The organism is Ruegeria sp. YTSB088, from assembly GCF_059609825.1.
Genome location: NZ_JBXWMM010000015.1, coordinates 65,614 through 81,173 on the forward strand (window position 1 = coordinate 65,614; position 15,560 = coordinate 81,173).

Here is a 15,560-nt window from a genome sequence, read left to right on the forward strand (position 1 = left end):
ATACATGCCCACCCTGAGCCATAGGTTCTGTTTGTGGGGTAGGCATTACCCGGCACGACAATGGCCACGCATTCTTCGCCTTTCAACCGATAGGACAAATCGCATTCCCAACCGTCGCCATACTTTTTGGGATGCGCGTTATCCGGGATCGAATTTGTTTCGGCCGATGCGGGACTTGATGAGATAAAGGAGCCCGCCAAACTGCTGAAGACGACAACAAACAACGCAGCCATTAAGTGAGCGCAAAACCGGTACTGATTTTTTCGATTTGCCCTGATGCAAACGGCGTTGTCCGAATGTTGAGTGATTGAGTTACGATCCATCCAGGTTCAGCCCCTCGATACAGGCCTGCGCCAGGTCTTTGTTAGGAGTTTGGGATCCCGGCACCGTTGCCCAGCCAGCCGCCATGACGGCATCCTTCTGTTTGAAAGAAGAAGCCTCTTTGATCGTCGTTATTTTTTCGGCGCGTTGGGCGTCAGTTCTCGCCATGTCGACGCAGACCGGAACCAACGCAGCGATTACATTGTCGCGGGACATGGCGTTGGCCATCTTGTCCGCGCTACCGCCGGTCATCCATCCACCCCATGAAAATCCAACGACGCCTACGAAAACCCCGCCGATCAGAGCACCGTAGATTCCGGGTTTAAGCCATTCGGGCGTGTTCATAATCTATTCCTCCTGCGGGGAAAGCGCCGCATCGCTGTCATTGTTAGATGTGGCCAAGGTCTGGTCGTGCTTAAGCGCCAGTTCAAAATCTTCTGGGTCAATTGGGCGCATTTCCGTGCGGCCTGGCTTGCTGCCTTTGCCCCGAACTGTCAGGTAGGTTCCGGTTCTGCGATATGCTTCGAAACTCAGGCCCTGCAGTAGCTCTTCTTCGACAACTACTTCATACTCGCCTGCAGGAAGTACATCCGGGTAGCCGGACAAAGAGAACGGATTTGAAAACGTCACCAAAGAACTGGACGATCTTGTGCTCACCTTTGTCCTCCATTTAGTTTGTTGGATCTTCCCCGCGCAGTCTGCCGCGGTACACGCTCGTAAGCGCCGCGGTAGTACTGGCGTTGAAATTTAGAATAATGTGCAAATGGCAGGCGCGCGCTGATCGATGTTAGTCGGCGGCCAATGACTTGAGATTTTATTGGAATCTCAAATACACTTGGTGCGCGAGGACCAGGTGACGCCGAAAACGAACTAACCTGCGTCAGTGCAACGATGTTTGGATTCCGGCAACGTGATGTGTGTTGGCGGGATATTTGCTAGCGTGTTCTTAACGAGTATTTAAGAAGCGCAGGAAATCCAGTACCGCAATCGGACTGTATTTGTCTTGCGCTTCTTTTTCAGTGAAATCCCAAATCTGCCGAAGCGACATCCGTCTTTAACCAGGCAACTATCGTCAGAATACCGGCATCGCCGAAGGGGTGAACCTACTGCTTCAACAGTGGCCCGGCCTGATCCAGGTAAGTGGGGTCAAAAGCGGCCAAAGTCACCAGTCCGCCGTAATCATCAAACACCACGTGCCCGGATTGAAAAGTAACCAGCCCCTTCTCCCGCAGTTGCCGTAGGACACGATTAACATGTACGGCACTCAGTCCCAGTGCATCGGCAAGGTGGTATTGTGTCAGTGGGCAGGTGTATCCCGTCTTGCTTGCCATCCCGACCTGAGTCAGCCTCACACCAAGTTCCAATAGAAAATGCGCCATGCGCTCACCCGCATCTCGCCGTCCTATGTTGACCAGGTGCTCAACCACCATCGCTTCATCTCGAGAGACCGCCCAAAGAATTGCTGTCGCCAGCCGGGGCGTTTGCGCAAATGCTTCCAGGAGATCATCCACTACTACCTCAATAGCTTGGACTTCCATGATAGGTTCTATGCTGTGATCCGAGGTGTGCAGCAGAACGCTTCGCAAGCCCAGAAAGTCACCCGGTATTTGGAAATCGACGATCTGACGAGACCCGTCAGTCTGGGTTTTGTAGGAACAAACCCAGCCCGAGGCCAGAATGTAGGCAGCCTGCTCTGATTGCCCTTGATGCACAAGGTCACGTCCGGCTTCAAAGGTTCTGCGACGCCTGTGCAGGCGTGCCAATACCGCAAGTTCAACTTCAGTCAGAGCGACGAAGTTTGAGAGCTTTCGGGTGAGCGGGCTGTTATTGATAGTGGGCAAAATGTTCTTCCTTCATCAATGAGCCGTCCGCAAAACTATCCGACGCAAAGACTGCTTTCGATCAGTTAAGTATACTGCAATCCATGCCAGAATGGTCAATTCATCGTGGCGCTTCCTTGCTTGGACGCCTGTCAAAAAGGACGTCAACCATGGCCGACCGGCAAGACTACTCAGGAATAGCCGCACTCTCAATCTGTGAAGCGCTTTTGCTTGCAATTAAAGATCGTGAGCTCCTGCCCGAACATGAGATTGTGGGAGTTCTCCGTGACGCAGCCGCTGCCCACGACGCAGCGGTCGGCAATAACGATGAAAAGGATATGCACCATGCCGCCGCTGTTCTCATTAACCGGATCATTGCTTCCGGCTATCGGGTTCGGCAGTAGCGTTAAGCCCCGTTTCGGAAAAACAAGACTATGCTCGTCAAAATAGCTTAACAGCAAGAAGACACAAATTTGGCGTCTCGGTTCTAATCAGTTCAAACACGAAGCAAAAATCAATGTTTCAATGCTTGCCATATCCCGCGTCTTGCTCGTCCGACCGAGCTGCGGCGAAGGTACGGTTTCCGTTAACGCAAATACAACGGCTGCGAATGACCCGATTGGTGACACTTGCCGCGACGCAACAATAAGTATGCCGCGACCGCGAGCAAGTGCTGCTTTAGCGAAGGCTTCAGATCGAAAGACGGCAAAGCCAGCTTACCGTGAGTTCACCAAAGCCCAGATTTCGCTTGCGCAGCGAACGGCAGGAACGCGGGCAGCAGCCGCAGCATCCGAGGGGTGCACTGGATGTCTCCTTTGGGCCGAAGGTTTCCCACCGTGGGATGCGAACGCGAAAGGAACTTCGCTGGTGGCTGACAACCTGTCTAACCGCAAAGCTTCGGAGAACCTGCGCTCCTGATTTCCCGGCCATAGAACATGTGACCGACTCCGGCCCAGAAAGCCGCGGCTTCACACATGGGGCACGGCCGGGAAGATGAGTACATGACCGCTCTACTCAAATTTCGGTTATTGAGACGGCGCGCCGCGTCCCTGATTGCGGCCATTTCAGCGTGGCCAGTGGGGTCTTGATCCAAGAATACCCTGCTCCATGATTGGCCAATAATTACATTGTCGCGCACCACAACTGCGCCATACCCTTGATCTCCATGATCAATCGCATACTGACGCATTTCGAAAGCGCGCTCCATGAATGTAGCATCCTTGGGATCACTAGGTTGAGGTATTGCGTCGTCCGCCCTTGTAGAAGTTTGGCCTACAGCGGAGCCACTCAATCCAATTGTCAGTGCGCTAAAGACTGATGCGCCAAGAAAACCACGCCTCGCTAAAACGAGTTCCCTGTGGCAGTCCTGTTCACTTTTTCTGATCTTGTCCATTGTGCTGTTGCCCGTGAGATGTGTTCAACTCTGTCACCGCTCCGCTACGAGAGGAATTTGATTTGAGGTTGGTCTCATCCAAGCTGCCATCGGCACCTGTGAGGTGGAACGCTCCGCTTCAGCCTGCTGGACTGGTCTCAGTCCTCTTTTCTGAGGCGCTCTGCCATCTCAGCAAATCCGTGTAGTTCGGCGTGTTCGAGTGGCGTAGTTCCGTTTCGATCGGCAAGCGATCTGTCAGCACCCGCTGCCAACAACGCATCCAGAACTGCAAGATGATCCGGGCCGCCGTCACCAAGCACAACGGCTTCGATAGCTGCTGTCCAGTGCAGATTGTTCACATGGTCCAGAGGCGCGCCAGCAGCGATTAGCCGTCTGACAATCTCAACATGACCGAGATGTGCGGCCGCAATCAGTGCCGTTCCTTCATACGGACTGGTCGTTAGGCCCGGATCATTGCCTAACTCGATTGCGAGCGTCATCAGTTCCGGATCGTTTGCAACGGCCGCAATCGTGACCACGTCGTAAGACTGACCTTCAAGCGCGTTCATGTCGGCGCCAGCCTCAGCGAGTGCACGCAACGCCCCGTCCTCTGAAGCAAAGGCTGCGACATGGGCTGGTGTGCGGCCTCGCGAGTCCCGCGCGTTGACGTTTTCCCCCGCCGCCACGAGCTGCCGGATCATTTCTTCATTGCCGGTGTGAGCGGCTGCGAAGAGACCGTCGTATCGCGCGGCCTCCGTAGCCGAAGGTGGTGTCTGCGCCGTGCCTGCGCTGGCGGCAAGACCCAACACGAAGGCAAATAGTAGAAAACGAAACATGGCCGATCCTATTACCTACATATTGGTCAGCTATAGTAGTAGCGAATGCATTCGATGTCATTTTCCATTCAGGATCAGAATCCTTTCCCGGGAATTGATTTCGCAATGTCATTGGACAGACGGGCTGAGTTTGCCGACAATCGCGTCATGGAACTGACGGCAACCACACCTGTCCACCTGATCCATGTGGACCCGGACGTCAACATGGCGCGGTTCTATGGAATAGAGTTGCAGCCAACGCTGTTTGGGGAAGTGTCCGTCTTTCGTACCTGGGGACGTATCGGCACAAACGGGCAAGCCATGATGGTGACGTATGATGACGAAGCCGAGGCTGCCGACGCGCTCCAAAAACTCGACAGGCAAAAACGCCGTCGAGGGTATGTCCCGGTGGGTGAATAACGTCGAGGTTCATTCTGTCTCTTTCTAGCAAATCCCGAGCCTGTCAGCTCGTGACCGGGCTCTAGGTTCCAGCCGGCATACCGGCTTCCACCCAGAACACCCCAGCATGATCTCCCTGTCCCAGTAGCCCCTGATCCGTCTCTTGCGCGCCGGGGCAGGGGCTTTGGGTCATGGTCGCTCCATGCCGTGGTGATCTGCCCGTTTGGGTGACGATCCCTTTTGCACTCCCGCAGGATCGAAGATCCTTTGGCTTTTTTTGTTGGTCAGGCGGGATTTGGACAAGCCAAACGCCACCCGACGTCAGGGGGAAGGCGCGGCCTCCCCCCTCGGACAAGACAAATAGACAAGACCGTGTCCTCGCGCGCTGCGCTGCGGGCCGCACCACTCTTGTCGATTTGTCCTGTCTCGCCCCTCTCCGCGTTCGCCACGGGGCAGGTTTTAGAGACGACGCCCTTTCAGGGCTCGGCTCAAAACCAGCACCAAAGGGGATCACCCCCGGAGGCCACACCACAAAAGGAGAGACGGTTTTGAACACCCAAGCGACAAAAGACATCGAAAATGACACCAGCCTTCAGGCAGCAGAGATCGCAGCCCAGAATGATCTGTTCCGGAAAGCCCTGATCGATCCGACTGCGGCGATTGAGATGCACTCCAAGGGCATTCAGGGTCAGGTTTTTGTCACGCCCGGCGTGTCAGGCGAAGGCGTGGAGCTTCAGACTGCTGCTTTGAAGGCGGTGGCATCACATGACCAGTTCGACGAGGACAATGACCCTTATGGCGATCACACTTTTGGAACAGTGACGGTCAGCGGCCAGAAGCTGTTCTGGAAAATCGATCTCTATGACGCGGATTACACATACGGGTCCGACCGCCCGTTTGATCCCGCAGTCACGCGTCGCGTTCTGACGATCATGTGCCCCAGCGAATACTGATCCCAATCCCAAACCAGAAAGGAGGTGAGTTCATGAACCCATACACCCTCGCGCGTCAACGCCAGTTGGCTTGGAGCAATCTCAAGAAGGGCGGCTTATCCGGCAAGATCGCCCGCGCCTTCTTGAAACAACACGCAGCCGTCTAAGCGGCCCCGCTCTACCCCGGAAGGGGTAGGGCACCCTTAACACGAAGCAAAACACTCAAACAAGGATTTGCCCCATGAGCAAAGTTGAAACATTCACCGCACCGGAAACCATCGAAACCGTCGCCTTGTCCGATCTGTACCTGTCAGACATCAACCCGCGTCAGGAGGTCGCCGAGGAGGGCATTGCCCTGCTGGCCGATAGTCTGGTCATGTGCGGCCTGATCCAGAACCTCAGCGGTCTGCGCGATGCGGATGGCAAAGTCGCCATCGTCGCCGGTGGTCGCCGCTTGCGAGCTCTGAACATTGCCGTGACCGAACGTGCCGATCTGGCACAGGTGCCGGTCAAAGTCACGGATAACCCGTTTGTGGCCGAGCAATGGGCCAACGCCGAGAATACCGCGCGTGAAGAACTGGACCCGGTGGACGAGGTCCGCGCCTATGGCAAGATGGCCGCGAAATCCCTGTCTGTTGCCAAGATCAGCAACGCATTCGGCGTGACCGAAGCCCATGTGCGCCGTCGCCTCGCATTGGCCGGTCTGCCCGCTGCCGTATTGGACGCGCTCAAAGCTGGTGAGATCAGCATGGGGCTGGCCAAGGCCATGACAGTCTGCAGTGAGGACGAGAAAATTCTGGTGGTGCTGGAACAGGCCAAGGAGTGCCGCTGGTTCAGCGAACATGATGTCAAACAGGCTCTGACGTCGGAGGCCGTCAGCAGCACCAACCGCAAGGCCGTGTTTGTCGGGCAGGAGGCTTATGTTGAGGCGGGCGGCACGGTTACCGCTGATCTGTTTGCCGATGAAACTTTGTTCAATGAAGGCGCGCTACTTGATCACCTGTTTGCTAAAAAGCTGGCGGCAGAAGCAGCGAAGCTGCGCGAAGCGGAAGGCTGGGACTGGGTGGACACCCATGATGAAAGCTACATTCCCTATGGGTTCACAGGCACTGAAGGCATGCACCGTCTGGAGATGGTGAACAGGGAGTTCTCCGAAGAACAATCTGAGCGGTATGACGAACTGGCCGAACTCCATGAGGCTGAGGCTCTGGATGCGGAAGGCGAAAAGGAACTTGCAGCGCTCGAGAACTATGCCGCGCCGTTTTATTCTGACGATCAGCGCAAGCTGTCCGGCGTGTTTATCTATGTCGGCAACGATGGTGAGATCAAAACATCATCTGCCTATGTTGCGGCGGAACATGTACAGGCCGCCATTGAGGCCGGTGTTCTGGCCCCAGTCAATGAGCCCGCGGCCAAAGAGAAACCAAAACCTGCCTATTCGGCCCAACTGACCCGAGCGTGCATATTTGGGCGTCATGAAAAACAAATAGTGAACATGTAAACCAGTTGCCATTCGTTGTGCCCTATGCGAACCGATAAGACGCGGACAAACTGGACTTTTGCGTTTGCGGCGGATGCACGTGCCGAAAACCCAAAACTTTGAACCTATTAAACGCGGATGGAGTGGATGGCGTCTGCTCCCAAACGCCGCGTTTGCGGCAACGGGTGTCGGTCGCAATCTGGCGTTCGGCGCTTCGCGTTTCGTCTAAATCCACCGGTTCTTCCGTCATCTCTTTGTCCTCCGATTCATCAGCGTTCGGCCGCAGCCGTCAGGCCGGGAGGGGGAGGAGACGTACTCCCAGACGGCTCTCCGGCCTCCATTCCTCTCAGAAACCTGAAAAGTTCGCTATCGGTTGTCAGGACCAGCGTCGTTCCGCCTGAAATCATGTCCTTGTAGGCCTGCATTGTCCGGGTAAACGCATAGAATTCGGCTGCTTGGGCGTCGATGTTGTAGGCTTTTGCGTAGATCGCAGCCGCCGAGGCGTCAGCCACGCCGCGGATTTCCTCGACGGCGCGATACGCTTCGGATTGTATCTTGTTCAGATCGCGAACCCGGTTGCCGCGAATTCGTGCGGCTTCGCCATTGCCTTCGGAAAGAAAACGTTCAGCGATCTGGCGACGCTCGGAGATCATGCGGTCATAGATCTTCGGACGCACACTCTCATTGTAATTGATCCGCTTGAAACGGATATCGAGAAGCTCGATCCCAAATACACGAACCTTCTCTGAGGCGGCTGCGAAAATCTCCTGTTCCACAAGTGCGCGGCCTTTCTGGATAGGAACCAGAGAACCTATGTCCTGCGCACGCTCCTCATCGGTTAGAAGCGTGTCCCGCAGCGGGATCCGGCCTTTCGTAGTCCGGATAATCTCTATCAACTCGTGTTTGGCGACGGCATTGCGGGTTTCGCTGCCGAGAATATCGTCTAGTCGGGATTGCGCGCTGCGCTCATCGCGCAGCCGCAGGAAATATTGCAATGGGTCGGTGATTTTCCAGCGGGCGAAAAGATCGACGGAAATGTAGAGCTTGTCCTTGGTGGGCATGTCGGACGGATTGCCATCCCACTCAAGAACCCGGCGGTCGATCCGGTTGACTTCCTGAACGATGGGCAGCTTTAGCTTTAAACCGGCCGTTATAACTGGTTCTCCCACGGGTTTGCCGAATTGGGTGATAATGGCCTGTTCGACTTCGCCAACTGTGTAGAGGGAACCGGAGGCAATCACGCCAACTGCAGCCGCAATCCCTGCAATGAGACCCAGTCTGATGCTCATGACGGATCCTCCTGAAGCCTGTCGAGGTTCAAAAGCGGCAGGATGCTCGCAGTCGATCCTTCGACAATGATTTTTGACAGGATTGTGGGCAGAACATCCTGGAGGGTTTCTATGTATATCCGCCGCCTCGTGACCTCAGGCGCCTTGACGTATTCGGCCAAAAGCGCGGTGAACCGAGCAGCGTCGCCTTCCGCCTCGTTGATGCGTTTCAGGCGATAACCGTCAGCCTCTCGAATCCGCTGATCTTTCTCGCCCTCGGCCAGCGGAATGACTTTGTTGTACTCGCGGCGCGCCTCGTTGATCAGGCGTTCCTTTTCCTGCTGTGCCTGGTTGACCTCATTGAATGACGCCTGAACAGGCCCCGGCGGGTTGATGTTCTTCAGCTGCACCTGGTCGATACTGATGCCCATGGCGTATTTCGTGGACAGAGCCTGCATCTTAAAAAGTGCCTCGCTCTCAATCTCCTGCCGGCCGATGGTGATGACCTCGTCAACCGTGCGGTCTCCAACGACCTCGCGCATCACGGACTCAGAGACGTAGCGCAAAGTCGCGCTTGGCTCGCGTACCTCGAACAGAAACTTCAGGGGATCCGAGATCCGGTATTGCACCACCCATTCCACAAGCGCGGCGTTCAGATCTCCCGTGACCATTTCGGTTTCACGTCGGCCGTCTGACGGGCTTTGGAAGGGATCACTCCTGCCCGGCGTGGTGAATCCGAATTCCTGCTTCAGTTGCCGTTTCACGGGCACCAGTGTGGCAACGTCGATGCCAAACGGGAATTTGAAATGCAGGCCAGGCGAAACCTCAGCAGTGTATTTGCCAAAACGCTGGACAATGGCGACCGAGTCGCTCGGGACTGTGTAATAAGAAGACCAGGCTGCAACCGCCGCCAAGACTATCGCTCCTGCAACCAGTACCCCTCTCAGAGGCGGCCGCCCTTCAGGGAGTAATCCGCTCAGGCGGTTGCGGCCTTGACGAAGAAGATCGTCAATCTCGGGAGGATTGCTCTTCTGTTTGCTTTGCCATGGCCCACGGTCTTCCGGGCCGCCGTTCTGGTCGGGCATATCGTTTTCTCCCTTGTTCGTGCGAACCGGCACCCGGCGCAGACCCTGGCGGTCGGCGGGGTGGATCCACGTGTCTTATTCCCCCTGTGTCGGCATTCCTTCGTTCTCCGCAGCCTGTATTGGTGAATTTTCCTGTGGCAACTTACCTGCTGGAGCCGCATCCGGCGCCTCTTTGTCCGTCTGGGATGCGCGCCCGCCCGCGTAGAGATGCCGAAGCTGCATCTCGGAAACACCGTCGGCCTCCATCACCAGCCGAACCATCGGGTCTGCGAGCATCTCTTCCAGGAAAAGTTCTGCCAGATCTTTTCCCGTCAGCTTGTCCTTTGCCAGGGCGTCATCGAGGTCCGCCAGTGAAACGGCCAAGGTTCTCGTCAGACCGGGGTGGGATGCCCGGGAATGCAGTCTCACCGCTACAGATGCTTTCCAGGCTTCAGGGTGCAGATGGTCGGGCGGTGAGGACAGTTCCGTTTCAATATCGTATTCTCCTGCCGGAAGCGTCTCGTCGAAGCCAGGCAAACTGAAGGGCCGGGTGAAAACCGCAATGGACTTTCTGACTAGCTCGTTCATAGGAGAAGTCCTTTCATCAAAGCGACAAGCGGGCCAAGGCTGCGGCCGCCAGAGCAATGCCCTTGTCGTGGTAGTCCCCGTGGAACACACCATCCACCTTGACCTCCCAGATCCCATTCCTCTCTCTGACACGGACACGATCAGCTTGCGCGGTTGGATAATAGGGGTGTGCCGAAGTTTGTCTTTTTTTCGGTTGGTGTAATGGCTTCTTGAGATCCCTGGAGCTCGCCGCCTTTGGCAATTGCGTTTCTCCAAGGGCCATCACGGCGCGAATGAACTCCTCCGCGTAATCATCCGCGTTCCGGTGGTCATGCTCGTGCCGCACCATGGCCATCGGCTCAACAAAACGCTTCTTCAGGTGCTCAAGGAAACGCGGTTCTGTGTGGGACATGTAAGCAATAAGCGACTGGAGAACCCGTTCATGGGCTAGAACGCGCCGTTCAAGATCGGTTGTTTCAGGCAGAGGTGGTGACATGGCGCTGCTCATCCTTCATTGATCGTGTTTTCCGGACGCTCCGGTGACTTGTTTACGTCAAGGGCTGCAAGGCAGGCGTGCGCGATGTCCCGGTTCGGGGTCTCTGTGCCTGGTACCGTCGCCCAGCCAGCCGCCATGAGGGCCTCTCGCTGCCGGAAGGTAGAGGCTGCCCGGATCGCCGCCATCTTGGCAGCCCGTTCCGGATCGGATCGGGCCATGTCCAGACAGACAGGCACCAATGCGGTGACAACATGTTCGCGGGCCATCGCCACGGACCTGTCGTTCGAGGTTCGGTCGGTTACCCAGCCGCCCCAAGAAAATCCAGCTACACTAACAAGTACCGCGCCGATGACGGCGCCGTAGAGGCCAGGTTTAAGCCATTCGGGAGTGTTCATTGTAGTTCCTCCAACGGCAAAGCGCCGCCTCGCTATCTTCAGGTGTCATATTGAATGCCGCGGCCAAGTGCCGTTTCCAGGTCGGTCCAGGTAATTGGCCGCATTTCTGTTCGGCCCAGCGAACGCCCTTTGCCGTTTATGGTCAGGAAAATCGCTGTTCTGCGGTAAGCCGGGAAACTCAGCGTCTCGATAAGTTCTTCCTCAACCAATACTTCGTATTCACCGGCAGGCAGCTCGTCCGAATATCCGGATAGGGTAAACGGGCGCGGGAAGGTCACGGTGGATCTGATTGAACGCAGCGCCATCTCCGGTCTCCGCGATGTATACGTGCCTTCCGCACTGCCTTGGCTGCAGCATACCGATTGCACAGTGGCAACCGAACTTTACGGTCATCATACTTATATCCCAGAACCGGGCGGTACGCGCTGACCCATGTTAGCGCCGCCGGGACCCGGGCCGCGCTGGCGAACCCTGGAGCTGCCCTGATGCTTGACTTCAGAAGTTTGGACACCGGCTGATCTGCGTCAGCGCATGCTCCAGGCGATGCGGGTATGATCAAAACAATCCGAAACATTTTGATCCTGCCAGAGGAGGCCCCGGTCATTCGGCACGTTCGCTCCCAAGATCCGAAAACATTGAAAAGGAGGAAACGGTGATGCCCGCAGGTGGCATTCTTTACCCGCATAGCCCTGAGTTCGATCGTTTTTTGCAGGCCTTCGTTGGTGAAGACCGGAAAGGCAATGCTGTTACGGTACTTTCGGCCCTTGCAAGGCTAAAACTCGAACCTTGGGAAGAGGCAGCCGCGCTTGCCGCTTTGGAGGAAGAGGCCGCTGGTTCGCGACTGGAGATGCTGTTGTCGCAATTCCGTGACGTGCCCGAACTCAAACAGGATAGCGGAACGCTCGCGCGGGAACTGACCCGTCTTCTTCCCAAACGACGTAAGCGTTTAAGGGCTGATTCTGCTGGTGTGGAAAACCGGCCGGCAAATTTTCCTGGATTGATATGGGCGGTACTGACGATCTTCTTTCTGATTGTGCAATTAATACTCGCTGGCACTCCGGGAACGGGCCAATGACCTTGGGCAAAGCACAGGACGGCGACCGCAGGCAGGGCGGCACGCCCGGTCTGGACAATGCGATCCTCTGGGATCTGGAGGCGCGGCACTGGACCAGCGGCGCGGACAGCGCTCGCACGGTGACTGCAACAAATGCAGTGATGATACTTCCCTATCCGCCAGGCATCCTTCAGGGCGGACAGATCCCGGAGCATATGAAGAAAAACACGGGCTGGCGAACCGTGGAAATGAGAGACCGCAGCCAAATCAGGCAAGGAGCCATTGCCGTGCTCGCCTATCGCGTATTCGCTGAAAAGTCGGGTTCACCAATCTATGAGGCGCTCTGCGCGTCCACATATTTCCTGGACAACGGTCGGTGGCTGCGGCTGTCACATCAGCAAACCCCCACCACCTGACTCCAGCAGGGTGAATCTTCACCTTGGGGCGAAACCTCTAACGAACTTATTGACATGTGAACCGGCCCCTGGGGTCTGGATTCAGAACCAGAACTTGACCACTACAGCCGATGCCCAAGCGGACAGTACAACTTTCGAGTGTCCCAGGCTAACCTGCGTCAGTGCAGCGGAGCGGAGAAGATGAGTACATATATTCGTGCCTGCCGAATCTCCGGCGGCACTCAGTTCCGAGCGAAATAGAAGCGCGTGAAGCGTGCGGTTCTTGAAACGGGCTGCATTGCCCAGCGTCTCCTACTCTCGGAATGTCCAGGAAAGGACATTCTAATGACACCTGAACAAACCAATGCCACCGAGAAGATGACCTCGGTCAAAGCAGCTTGTGACAAAGCGCCTGCCGGTCCCAGAAAGGATCGGGCGCTGGAACACTACCAGGCTGCCGAGAAAGCGCACGAGGCGAATAACTACGGCGAGACGAACAGGGAACTCGACGCGGCTGCAAAAGCGATTAGCTGACTTATCTCGTCTTAGAAGAAAATCAGGCCGCCCCAAGTTTAGCGAAGGGCGGCCTCCTTCATTTCAAAAGTGGGTCGGTCTGATCCAGATACGCCAGATCGAAACCCGAAAAGCCCACCAATCCGTCATAGTCGTCGAACGTCACGCGGCCGTCCTGAAAGGTCAGCAGACCGCTTTCGCGAAGCTTCCGCAAAACACGGTTCACATGGACAGCGCTTAGGCCGAGTGCATCAGCAAGATGATACTGTGTCAATGGGCAGGCGTACCCTTCCTTGCTCCCCATTCCGACCAACTTCAGCCTTGCCCCCAGTTCCAGAAGAAAATGCGCCATGCGCGCATCCGCGGCGCGTCGGCCAACTCCAACGAGATGCTCGACCACCATGGCTTCGTCCCGTGATGCTGCCCAAAGAAAGGCTGCCGCCAGGCGAGGGGTTTTCGTGAATGCATCCAGAAGGTCGTCCGCCAGAACCTCCACCGCCTGAATGTCCGTGACCGGCTCGAAACTGTGGTCGGAGGTGCGCAACAGCACGCTGCGCAATCCAAGAAAGTCCCCTGGTATCTGGAAGTCCACAATCTGGCGGGTTCCGTCCGGCTGAAGCTTGTAGGAACAAACCCAGCCGGCAGCCAGAATGTAAGCGGCCTGATCAGACTGCCCCTGATGCACGAGATCACGCCCCGCCGTGAAGGACCGGCGGCGCAGATGCAAACGCTTCAAAACGTCCAATTCGTCGTCAGACAAGGCGACGAAGACTTGCAGCTTCCGTGTCAGCGGGCTTTCTAAGATATCCGTCATCAGGGCCTCTCAAGCCGGAAAAGCTCCAGACGCAATCGTGCAGAGACTGCTTTCGGTTAGCCCAGCTTAGCCTTTTTTCTGCGAAGATGCTTGTGATAAGCGAGGCCGCCCGGTCGCGCGCTACTTTAACCGTTACCTGGAAGGAAGCCATAAAATGCGTAGCGAGCAGGACTTCTCGGGAATGGCGGCCCTCGCAATCTGCGAGTCCATGCTGCTGGCGATGAACGATCACAAGCTCCTCGCTGAACGCGAGATCATGGGCATCCTTCGCGATGCTGCAAAGACGCATGAAAACGCAGCTGCAACTGATGGAGAGATAGAGGCGCATCGGGCCGTGGCGGTTCTCATCAACCGGATCATTGCTGGCGGGAACTCCGTTCGGAGGCCGCCGGGATGACACATAATTTCAGCGAGATAAATATCGTCCATGCCGTTTTCGTCCAACTTGAATAATGCACGGGGCCAACAGCCCGGCCAGCAGGACATGCCGGGCGGCATCCAACCTGACAAGCAGAATGCCGGATCTGCATCGACCGCGCGGCAAGCGCGGGTCCAGCCAGGACCCTTGCCCGTCACGGGTGGGGCACCCGGCGCGGGATACCCCTCCGGTGTAACCGGTCCGAGACAGGAAGAGGCGCAGCTGACCGCATCAGACTGGACACGAACCCTGATGAAGTACCGGCAGCCAATCCCCTCCCGCAGCATTTTCGAACTGACGGTCACGCTCGTGCCTTTCGTGGCAATATGGGCGGTTGCCTGGTGGGTGCTCTCGATCAGCACCGTGTTGGCACTGGCTCTCGCGTTGGCGAATGCAGCCTTCCTGCTCCGGCTGTTCATAATCCAGCACGACTGCGGACATGGTTCCCTGTTCCGCGACCGGCGTCTGTGCGATTGGATCGGTCGCGTGATCGGCGTTATCACGCTGACGCCCTATGACGTCTGGCGCAAGACCCACGCGATCCACCACGCCACGAGCGGAAACCTGGACCGGCGGGGCATCGGAGACCTGCCGGTGCTGACAGTCAGAGAGTACCGCGGGAAGGGATGGCCCGGCCGTACGCTTTACCGCCTGTTACGCCATCCGGTTTTCCTGTTCGGGGTGGTGCCGTTTTACACGTTCTTTCTGCACAACCGGCTGCCCGTCCATCTGATGCGGTCCGGCTGGCGCTACTGGTTGAGTGCGATGGCGACAAACGCTGCCATAGGCCTCACTCTGACAGTGATTGTCTTGCTGGGCGGGTGGGAAGTACTGCTGTTCGTCTTCCTGCCGACGATGCTTCTGGCCGCAATAGCCGGCATGTGGTTTTTCTACATGCAGCATCAGTTTGAGAAAACCAGCTGGCGGCACGAGGAAGACTGGAACATCCGGGACGCGTCCCTTCACGGCAGTTCGCACTACGCTCTGCCCGGCATCCTGCGCTGGATCACCGGGAACATCGGAGTCCACCATGTGCATCATCTGGCCAGCCGCATCCCCTTTTACCGTTTGCACGACGTAGTCAAGGATCACGACGCCCTGGCGCAGACCAGACGCATTACGCTTTGGGAAAGCTTCCGCTGCGCGCGACTGCACCTTTGGGATGAGAAAAGCCGCAGATTGCTATCGTTTGCAGAGGCCCGGGCACTTCCCGTCTGAGCCTTGCGAAATATTGCCACTGGTCAGTGAATTGGTGCGTTGGATAGGAAACTGGGGGCACCTAAATAGGCCATTTGTCGCTCCACGGACGGCCACGTCTGTGCCAGTTGGGTTTCTTTCTGAGCCAGTATTGTCGGGACAATTGGGCTGATTATTCAGTTGTCGCTCTAATCAGGAAGGTGGATGCTGCGACCGCCATATCGTCAGCGGCAAAGGTAT

At 56.6% G+C, this 15,560-nt stretch carries 21 protein-coding genes; 9 read left to right on the plus strand and 12 right to left on the minus strand.

Annotated elements, in window-relative coordinates; translation table 11 throughout:
- Nucleotides 1-312: 312 nt before the first annotated feature.
- The 3 genes from AC2FFA_RS19780 to AC2FFA_RS19790 all read right to left on the minus strand — a co-directional run bounded on the left by AC2FFA_RS19780 (nt 313) and on the right by AC2FFA_RS19790 (nt 2,162).
- Nucleotides 313-666, minus strand: coding sequence for a hypothetical protein (locus AC2FFA_RS19780; RefSeq protein ID WP_170329075.1), 354 nt, complete (start codon nt 664-666; stop codon nt 313-315).
- Between the two features lie 3 nt (nt 667-669).
- Nucleotides 670-978: a hypothetical protein gene (locus AC2FFA_RS19785; protein ID WP_170329073.1), complete on the minus strand. Its 309-nt coding sequence runs from the start codon at nt 976-978 to the stop codon at nt 670-672.
- Nucleotides 979-1,424: 446 nt separating this feature from the next.
- Entirely contained in the window at nt 1,425-2,162 is a 738-nt protein-coding gene (locus AC2FFA_RS19790; protein ID WP_496852932.1) for a Crp/Fnr family transcriptional regulator, read from the minus strand.
- A gap of 149 nt (nt 2,163-2,311) precedes the next feature.
- On the opposite strand from AC2FFA_RS19790, the gene AC2FFA_RS19795 reads away from it, so the two are divergent.
- Entirely contained in the window at nt 2,312-2,545 is a 234-nt protein-coding gene (locus AC2FFA_RS19795; RefSeq protein WP_496852934.1) for a hypothetical protein, read from the plus strand.
- A gap of 479 nt (nt 2,546-3,024) precedes the next feature.
- Here the strand turns inward: AC2FFA_RS19795 and AC2FFA_RS19800 are convergent, their stop codons facing one another.
- Both AC2FFA_RS19800 and AC2FFA_RS19805 read right to left on the minus strand, forming a co-directional pair.
- A complete protein-coding gene (locus tag AC2FFA_RS19800; protein WP_496852936.1) occupies nt 3,025-3,534 on the minus strand; it encodes a nucleoside deaminase in 510 nt (169 codons plus the stop codon).
- Between the two features lie 137 nt (nt 3,535-3,671).
- Nucleotides 3,672-4,349, minus strand: a complete 678-nt coding sequence (locus tag AC2FFA_RS19805; protein WP_496852938.1) for an ankyrin repeat domain-containing protein — start codon at nt 4,347-4,349, stop codon at nt 3,672-3,674.
- 54 nt (nt 4,350-4,403) lie between these two features.
- On the opposite strand from AC2FFA_RS19805, the gene AC2FFA_RS19810 reads away from it, so the two are divergent.
- The 3 genes from AC2FFA_RS19810 (at nt 4,404) to AC2FFA_RS19820 (ending at nt 7,160) form a co-directional block, all read left to right on the plus strand.
- Nucleotides 4,404-4,748, plus strand: coding sequence for a WGR domain-containing protein (locus tag AC2FFA_RS19810; protein WP_496852940.1), 345 nt, complete (start codon nt 4,404-4,406; stop codon nt 4,746-4,748).
- Between the two features lie 527 nt (nt 4,749-5,275).
- Nucleotides 5,276-5,680 carry a DUF3768 domain-containing protein gene (locus AC2FFA_RS19815; RefSeq protein WP_496852942.1) on the plus strand — a complete coding sequence of 135 codons (405 nt, stop codon included), beginning with the start codon at nt 5,276-5,278 and terminating at the stop codon, nt 5,678-5,680.
- 220 nt (nt 5,681-5,900) lie between these two features.
- A complete protein-coding gene (locus tag AC2FFA_RS19820) occupies nt 5,901-7,160 on the plus strand; it encodes a ParB/RepB/Spo0J family partition protein (protein ID WP_496852944.1) in 1,260 nt (419 codons plus the stop codon).
- Between the two features lie 248 nt (nt 7,161-7,408).
- Here AC2FFA_RS19820 and hflC read toward each other — a convergent pair whose 3' ends face one another.
- From hflC to AC2FFA_RS19850, 6 genes are all read right to left on the minus strand, one after another.
- A complete protein-coding gene (gene hflC, locus AC2FFA_RS19825; protein WP_010442286.1) occupies nt 7,409-8,428 on the minus strand; it encodes a protease modulator HflC in 1,020 nt (339 codons plus the stop codon).
- The gene (gene hflK / locus AC2FFA_RS19830) at nt 8,425-9,492 is read right to left on the minus strand and encodes an FtsH protease activity modulator HflK (protein WP_496852946.1); all 1,068 of its coding nucleotides are present in this window, start codon (nt 9,490-9,492) and stop codon (nt 8,425-8,427) included. Before hflK ends, hflC begins: the two co-directional genes overlap by 4 nt.
- 75 nt (nt 9,493-9,567) lie before the next feature.
- Nucleotides 9,568-10,059: a BTB/POZ domain-containing protein gene (locus AC2FFA_RS19835; RefSeq protein ID WP_481669115.1), complete on the minus strand. Its 492-nt coding sequence runs from the start codon at nt 10,057-10,059 to the stop codon at nt 9,568-9,570.
- Nucleotides 10,060-10,075: 16 nt separating this feature from the next.
- Nucleotides 10,076-10,534: a hypothetical protein gene (locus tag AC2FFA_RS19840; RefSeq protein WP_120981224.1), complete on the minus strand. Its 459-nt coding sequence runs from the start codon at nt 10,532-10,534 to the stop codon at nt 10,076-10,078.
- A gap of 8 nt (nt 10,535-10,542) precedes the next feature.
- A complete protein-coding gene (locus AC2FFA_RS19845) occupies nt 10,543-10,929 on the minus strand; it encodes a hypothetical protein (protein WP_010442282.1) in 387 nt (128 codons plus the stop codon).
- 38 nt (nt 10,930-10,967) lie between these two features.
- Nucleotides 10,968-11,234, minus strand: a complete 267-nt coding sequence (locus tag AC2FFA_RS19850; protein ID WP_010442281.1) for a hypothetical protein — start codon at nt 11,232-11,234, stop codon at nt 10,968-10,970.
- A 350-nt stretch (nt 11,235-11,584) separates the two neighbouring features.
- Here AC2FFA_RS19850 and AC2FFA_RS19855 point away from each other — a divergent pair, with 350 nt between their 5' ends.
- The 3 genes from AC2FFA_RS19855 (at nt 11,585) to AC2FFA_RS19865 (ending at nt 12,912) form a co-directional block, all read left to right on the plus strand.
- Nucleotides 11,585-12,004, plus strand: coding sequence for a hypothetical protein (locus tag AC2FFA_RS19855; RefSeq protein WP_496852948.1), 420 nt, complete (start codon nt 11,585-11,587; stop codon nt 12,002-12,004).
- Nucleotides 12,001-12,399, plus strand: coding sequence for a hypothetical protein (locus tag AC2FFA_RS19860; protein WP_496852950.1), 399 nt, complete (start codon nt 12,001-12,003; stop codon nt 12,397-12,399). Before AC2FFA_RS19855 ends, AC2FFA_RS19860 begins: the two co-directional genes overlap by 4 nt.
- 324 nt (nt 12,400-12,723) lie before the next feature.
- Entirely contained in the window at nt 12,724-12,912 is a 189-nt protein-coding gene (locus AC2FFA_RS19865; RefSeq protein ID WP_496809060.1) for a hypothetical protein, read from the plus strand.
- A 58-nt stretch (nt 12,913-12,970) separates the two neighbouring features.
- Here AC2FFA_RS19865 and AC2FFA_RS19870 read toward each other — a convergent pair whose 3' ends face one another.
- A complete protein-coding gene (locus tag AC2FFA_RS19870; RefSeq protein ID WP_299900794.1) occupies nt 12,971-13,705 on the minus strand; it encodes a Crp/Fnr family transcriptional regulator in 735 nt (244 codons plus the stop codon).
- A 154-nt stretch (nt 13,706-13,859) separates the two neighbouring features.
- Between AC2FFA_RS19870 and AC2FFA_RS19875 the strand changes: the two genes are divergently transcribed.
- Together AC2FFA_RS19875 and AC2FFA_RS19880 are read left to right on the plus strand one after the other, a co-directional pair.
- Nucleotides 13,860-14,102 (plus strand): hypothetical protein, encoded by a 243-nt coding sequence (locus AC2FFA_RS19875; protein ID WP_496809062.1) that lies wholly within the window; start codon nt 13,860-13,862, stop codon nt 14,100-14,102.
- A 273-nt stretch (nt 14,103-14,375) separates the two neighbouring features.
- On the plus strand, nt 14,376-15,341 hold the full coding sequence (locus AC2FFA_RS19880; protein ID WP_037321711.1) for a fatty acid desaturase: 966 nt from the start codon (nt 14,376-14,378) through the stop codon (nt 15,339-15,341).
- Nucleotides 15,342-15,560: the final 219 nt, after the last annotated feature.

What these genes read in the sequence shown, in the direction of transcription:
- AC2FFA_RS19780 (WP_170329075.1), bottom strand. Translation starts at nt 666, where the DNA reads ATGAACACGCCCGAATGGCTTAAACCCGGAATCTACGGTGCTCTGATC.
- AC2FFA_RS19795 (WP_496852934.1), top strand. Translation starts at nt 2,312, where the DNA reads ATGGCCGACCGGCAAGACTACTCAGGAATAGCCGCACTCTCAATCTGT.
- AC2FFA_RS19800 (WP_496852936.1), bottom strand. Translation starts at nt 3,534, where the DNA reads ATGGACAAGATCAGAAAAAGTGAACAGGACTGCCACAGGGAACTCGTT.
- AC2FFA_RS19805 (WP_496852938.1), bottom strand. Translation starts at nt 4,349, where the DNA reads ATGTTTCGTTTTCTACTATTTGCCTTCGTGTTGGGTCTTGCCGCCAGC.
- AC2FFA_RS19810 (WP_496852940.1), top strand. Translation starts at nt 4,404, where the DNA reads ATGTCATTTTCCATTCAGGATCAGAATCCTTTCCCGGGAATTGATTTC.
- AC2FFA_RS19820 (WP_496852944.1), top strand. Translation starts at nt 5,901, where the DNA reads ATGAGCAAAGTTGAAACATTCACCGCACCGGAAACCATCGAAACCGTC.
- hflC (WP_010442286.1), bottom strand. Translation starts at nt 8,428, where the DNA reads ATGAGCATCAGACTGGGTCTCATTGCAGGGATTGCGGCTGCAGTTGGC.
- hflK (WP_496852946.1), bottom strand. Translation starts at nt 9,492, where the DNA reads ATGCCCGACCAGAACGGCGGCCCGGAAGACCGTGGGCCATGGCAAAGC.
- AC2FFA_RS19835 (WP_481669115.1), bottom strand. Translation starts at nt 10,059, where the DNA reads ATGAACGAGCTAGTCAGAAAGTCCATTGCGGTTTTCACCCGGCCCTTC.
- AC2FFA_RS19840 (WP_120981224.1), bottom strand. Translation starts at nt 10,534, where the DNA reads ATGTCACCACCTCTGCCTGAAACAACCGATCTTGAACGGCGCGTTCTA.
- AC2FFA_RS19845 (WP_010442282.1), bottom strand. Translation starts at nt 10,929, where the DNA reads ATGAACACTCCCGAATGGCTTAAACCTGGCCTCTACGGCGCCGTCATC.
- AC2FFA_RS19850 (WP_010442281.1), bottom strand. Translation starts at nt 11,234, where the DNA reads ATGGCGCTGCGTTCAATCAGATCCACCGTGACCTTCCCGCGCCCGTTT.
- AC2FFA_RS19855 (WP_496852948.1), top strand. Translation starts at nt 11,585, where the DNA reads ATGCCCGCAGGTGGCATTCTTTACCCGCATAGCCCTGAGTTCGATCGT.
- AC2FFA_RS19860 (WP_496852950.1), top strand. Translation starts at nt 12,001, where the DNA reads ATGACCTTGGGCAAAGCACAGGACGGCGACCGCAGGCAGGGCGGCACG.
- AC2FFA_RS19865 (WP_496809060.1), top strand. Translation starts at nt 12,724, where the DNA reads ATGACACCTGAACAAACCAATGCCACCGAGAAGATGACCTCGGTCAAA.
- AC2FFA_RS19870 (WP_299900794.1), bottom strand. Translation starts at nt 13,705, where the DNA reads ATGACGGATATCTTAGAAAGCCCGCTGACACGGAAGCTGCAAGTCTTC.
- AC2FFA_RS19875 (WP_496809062.1), top strand. Translation starts at nt 13,860, where the DNA reads ATGCGTAGCGAGCAGGACTTCTCGGGAATGGCGGCCCTCGCAATCTGC.
- AC2FFA_RS19880 (WP_037321711.1), top strand. Translation starts at nt 14,376, where the DNA reads ATGAAGTACCGGCAGCCAATCCCCTCCCGCAGCATTTTCGAACTGACG.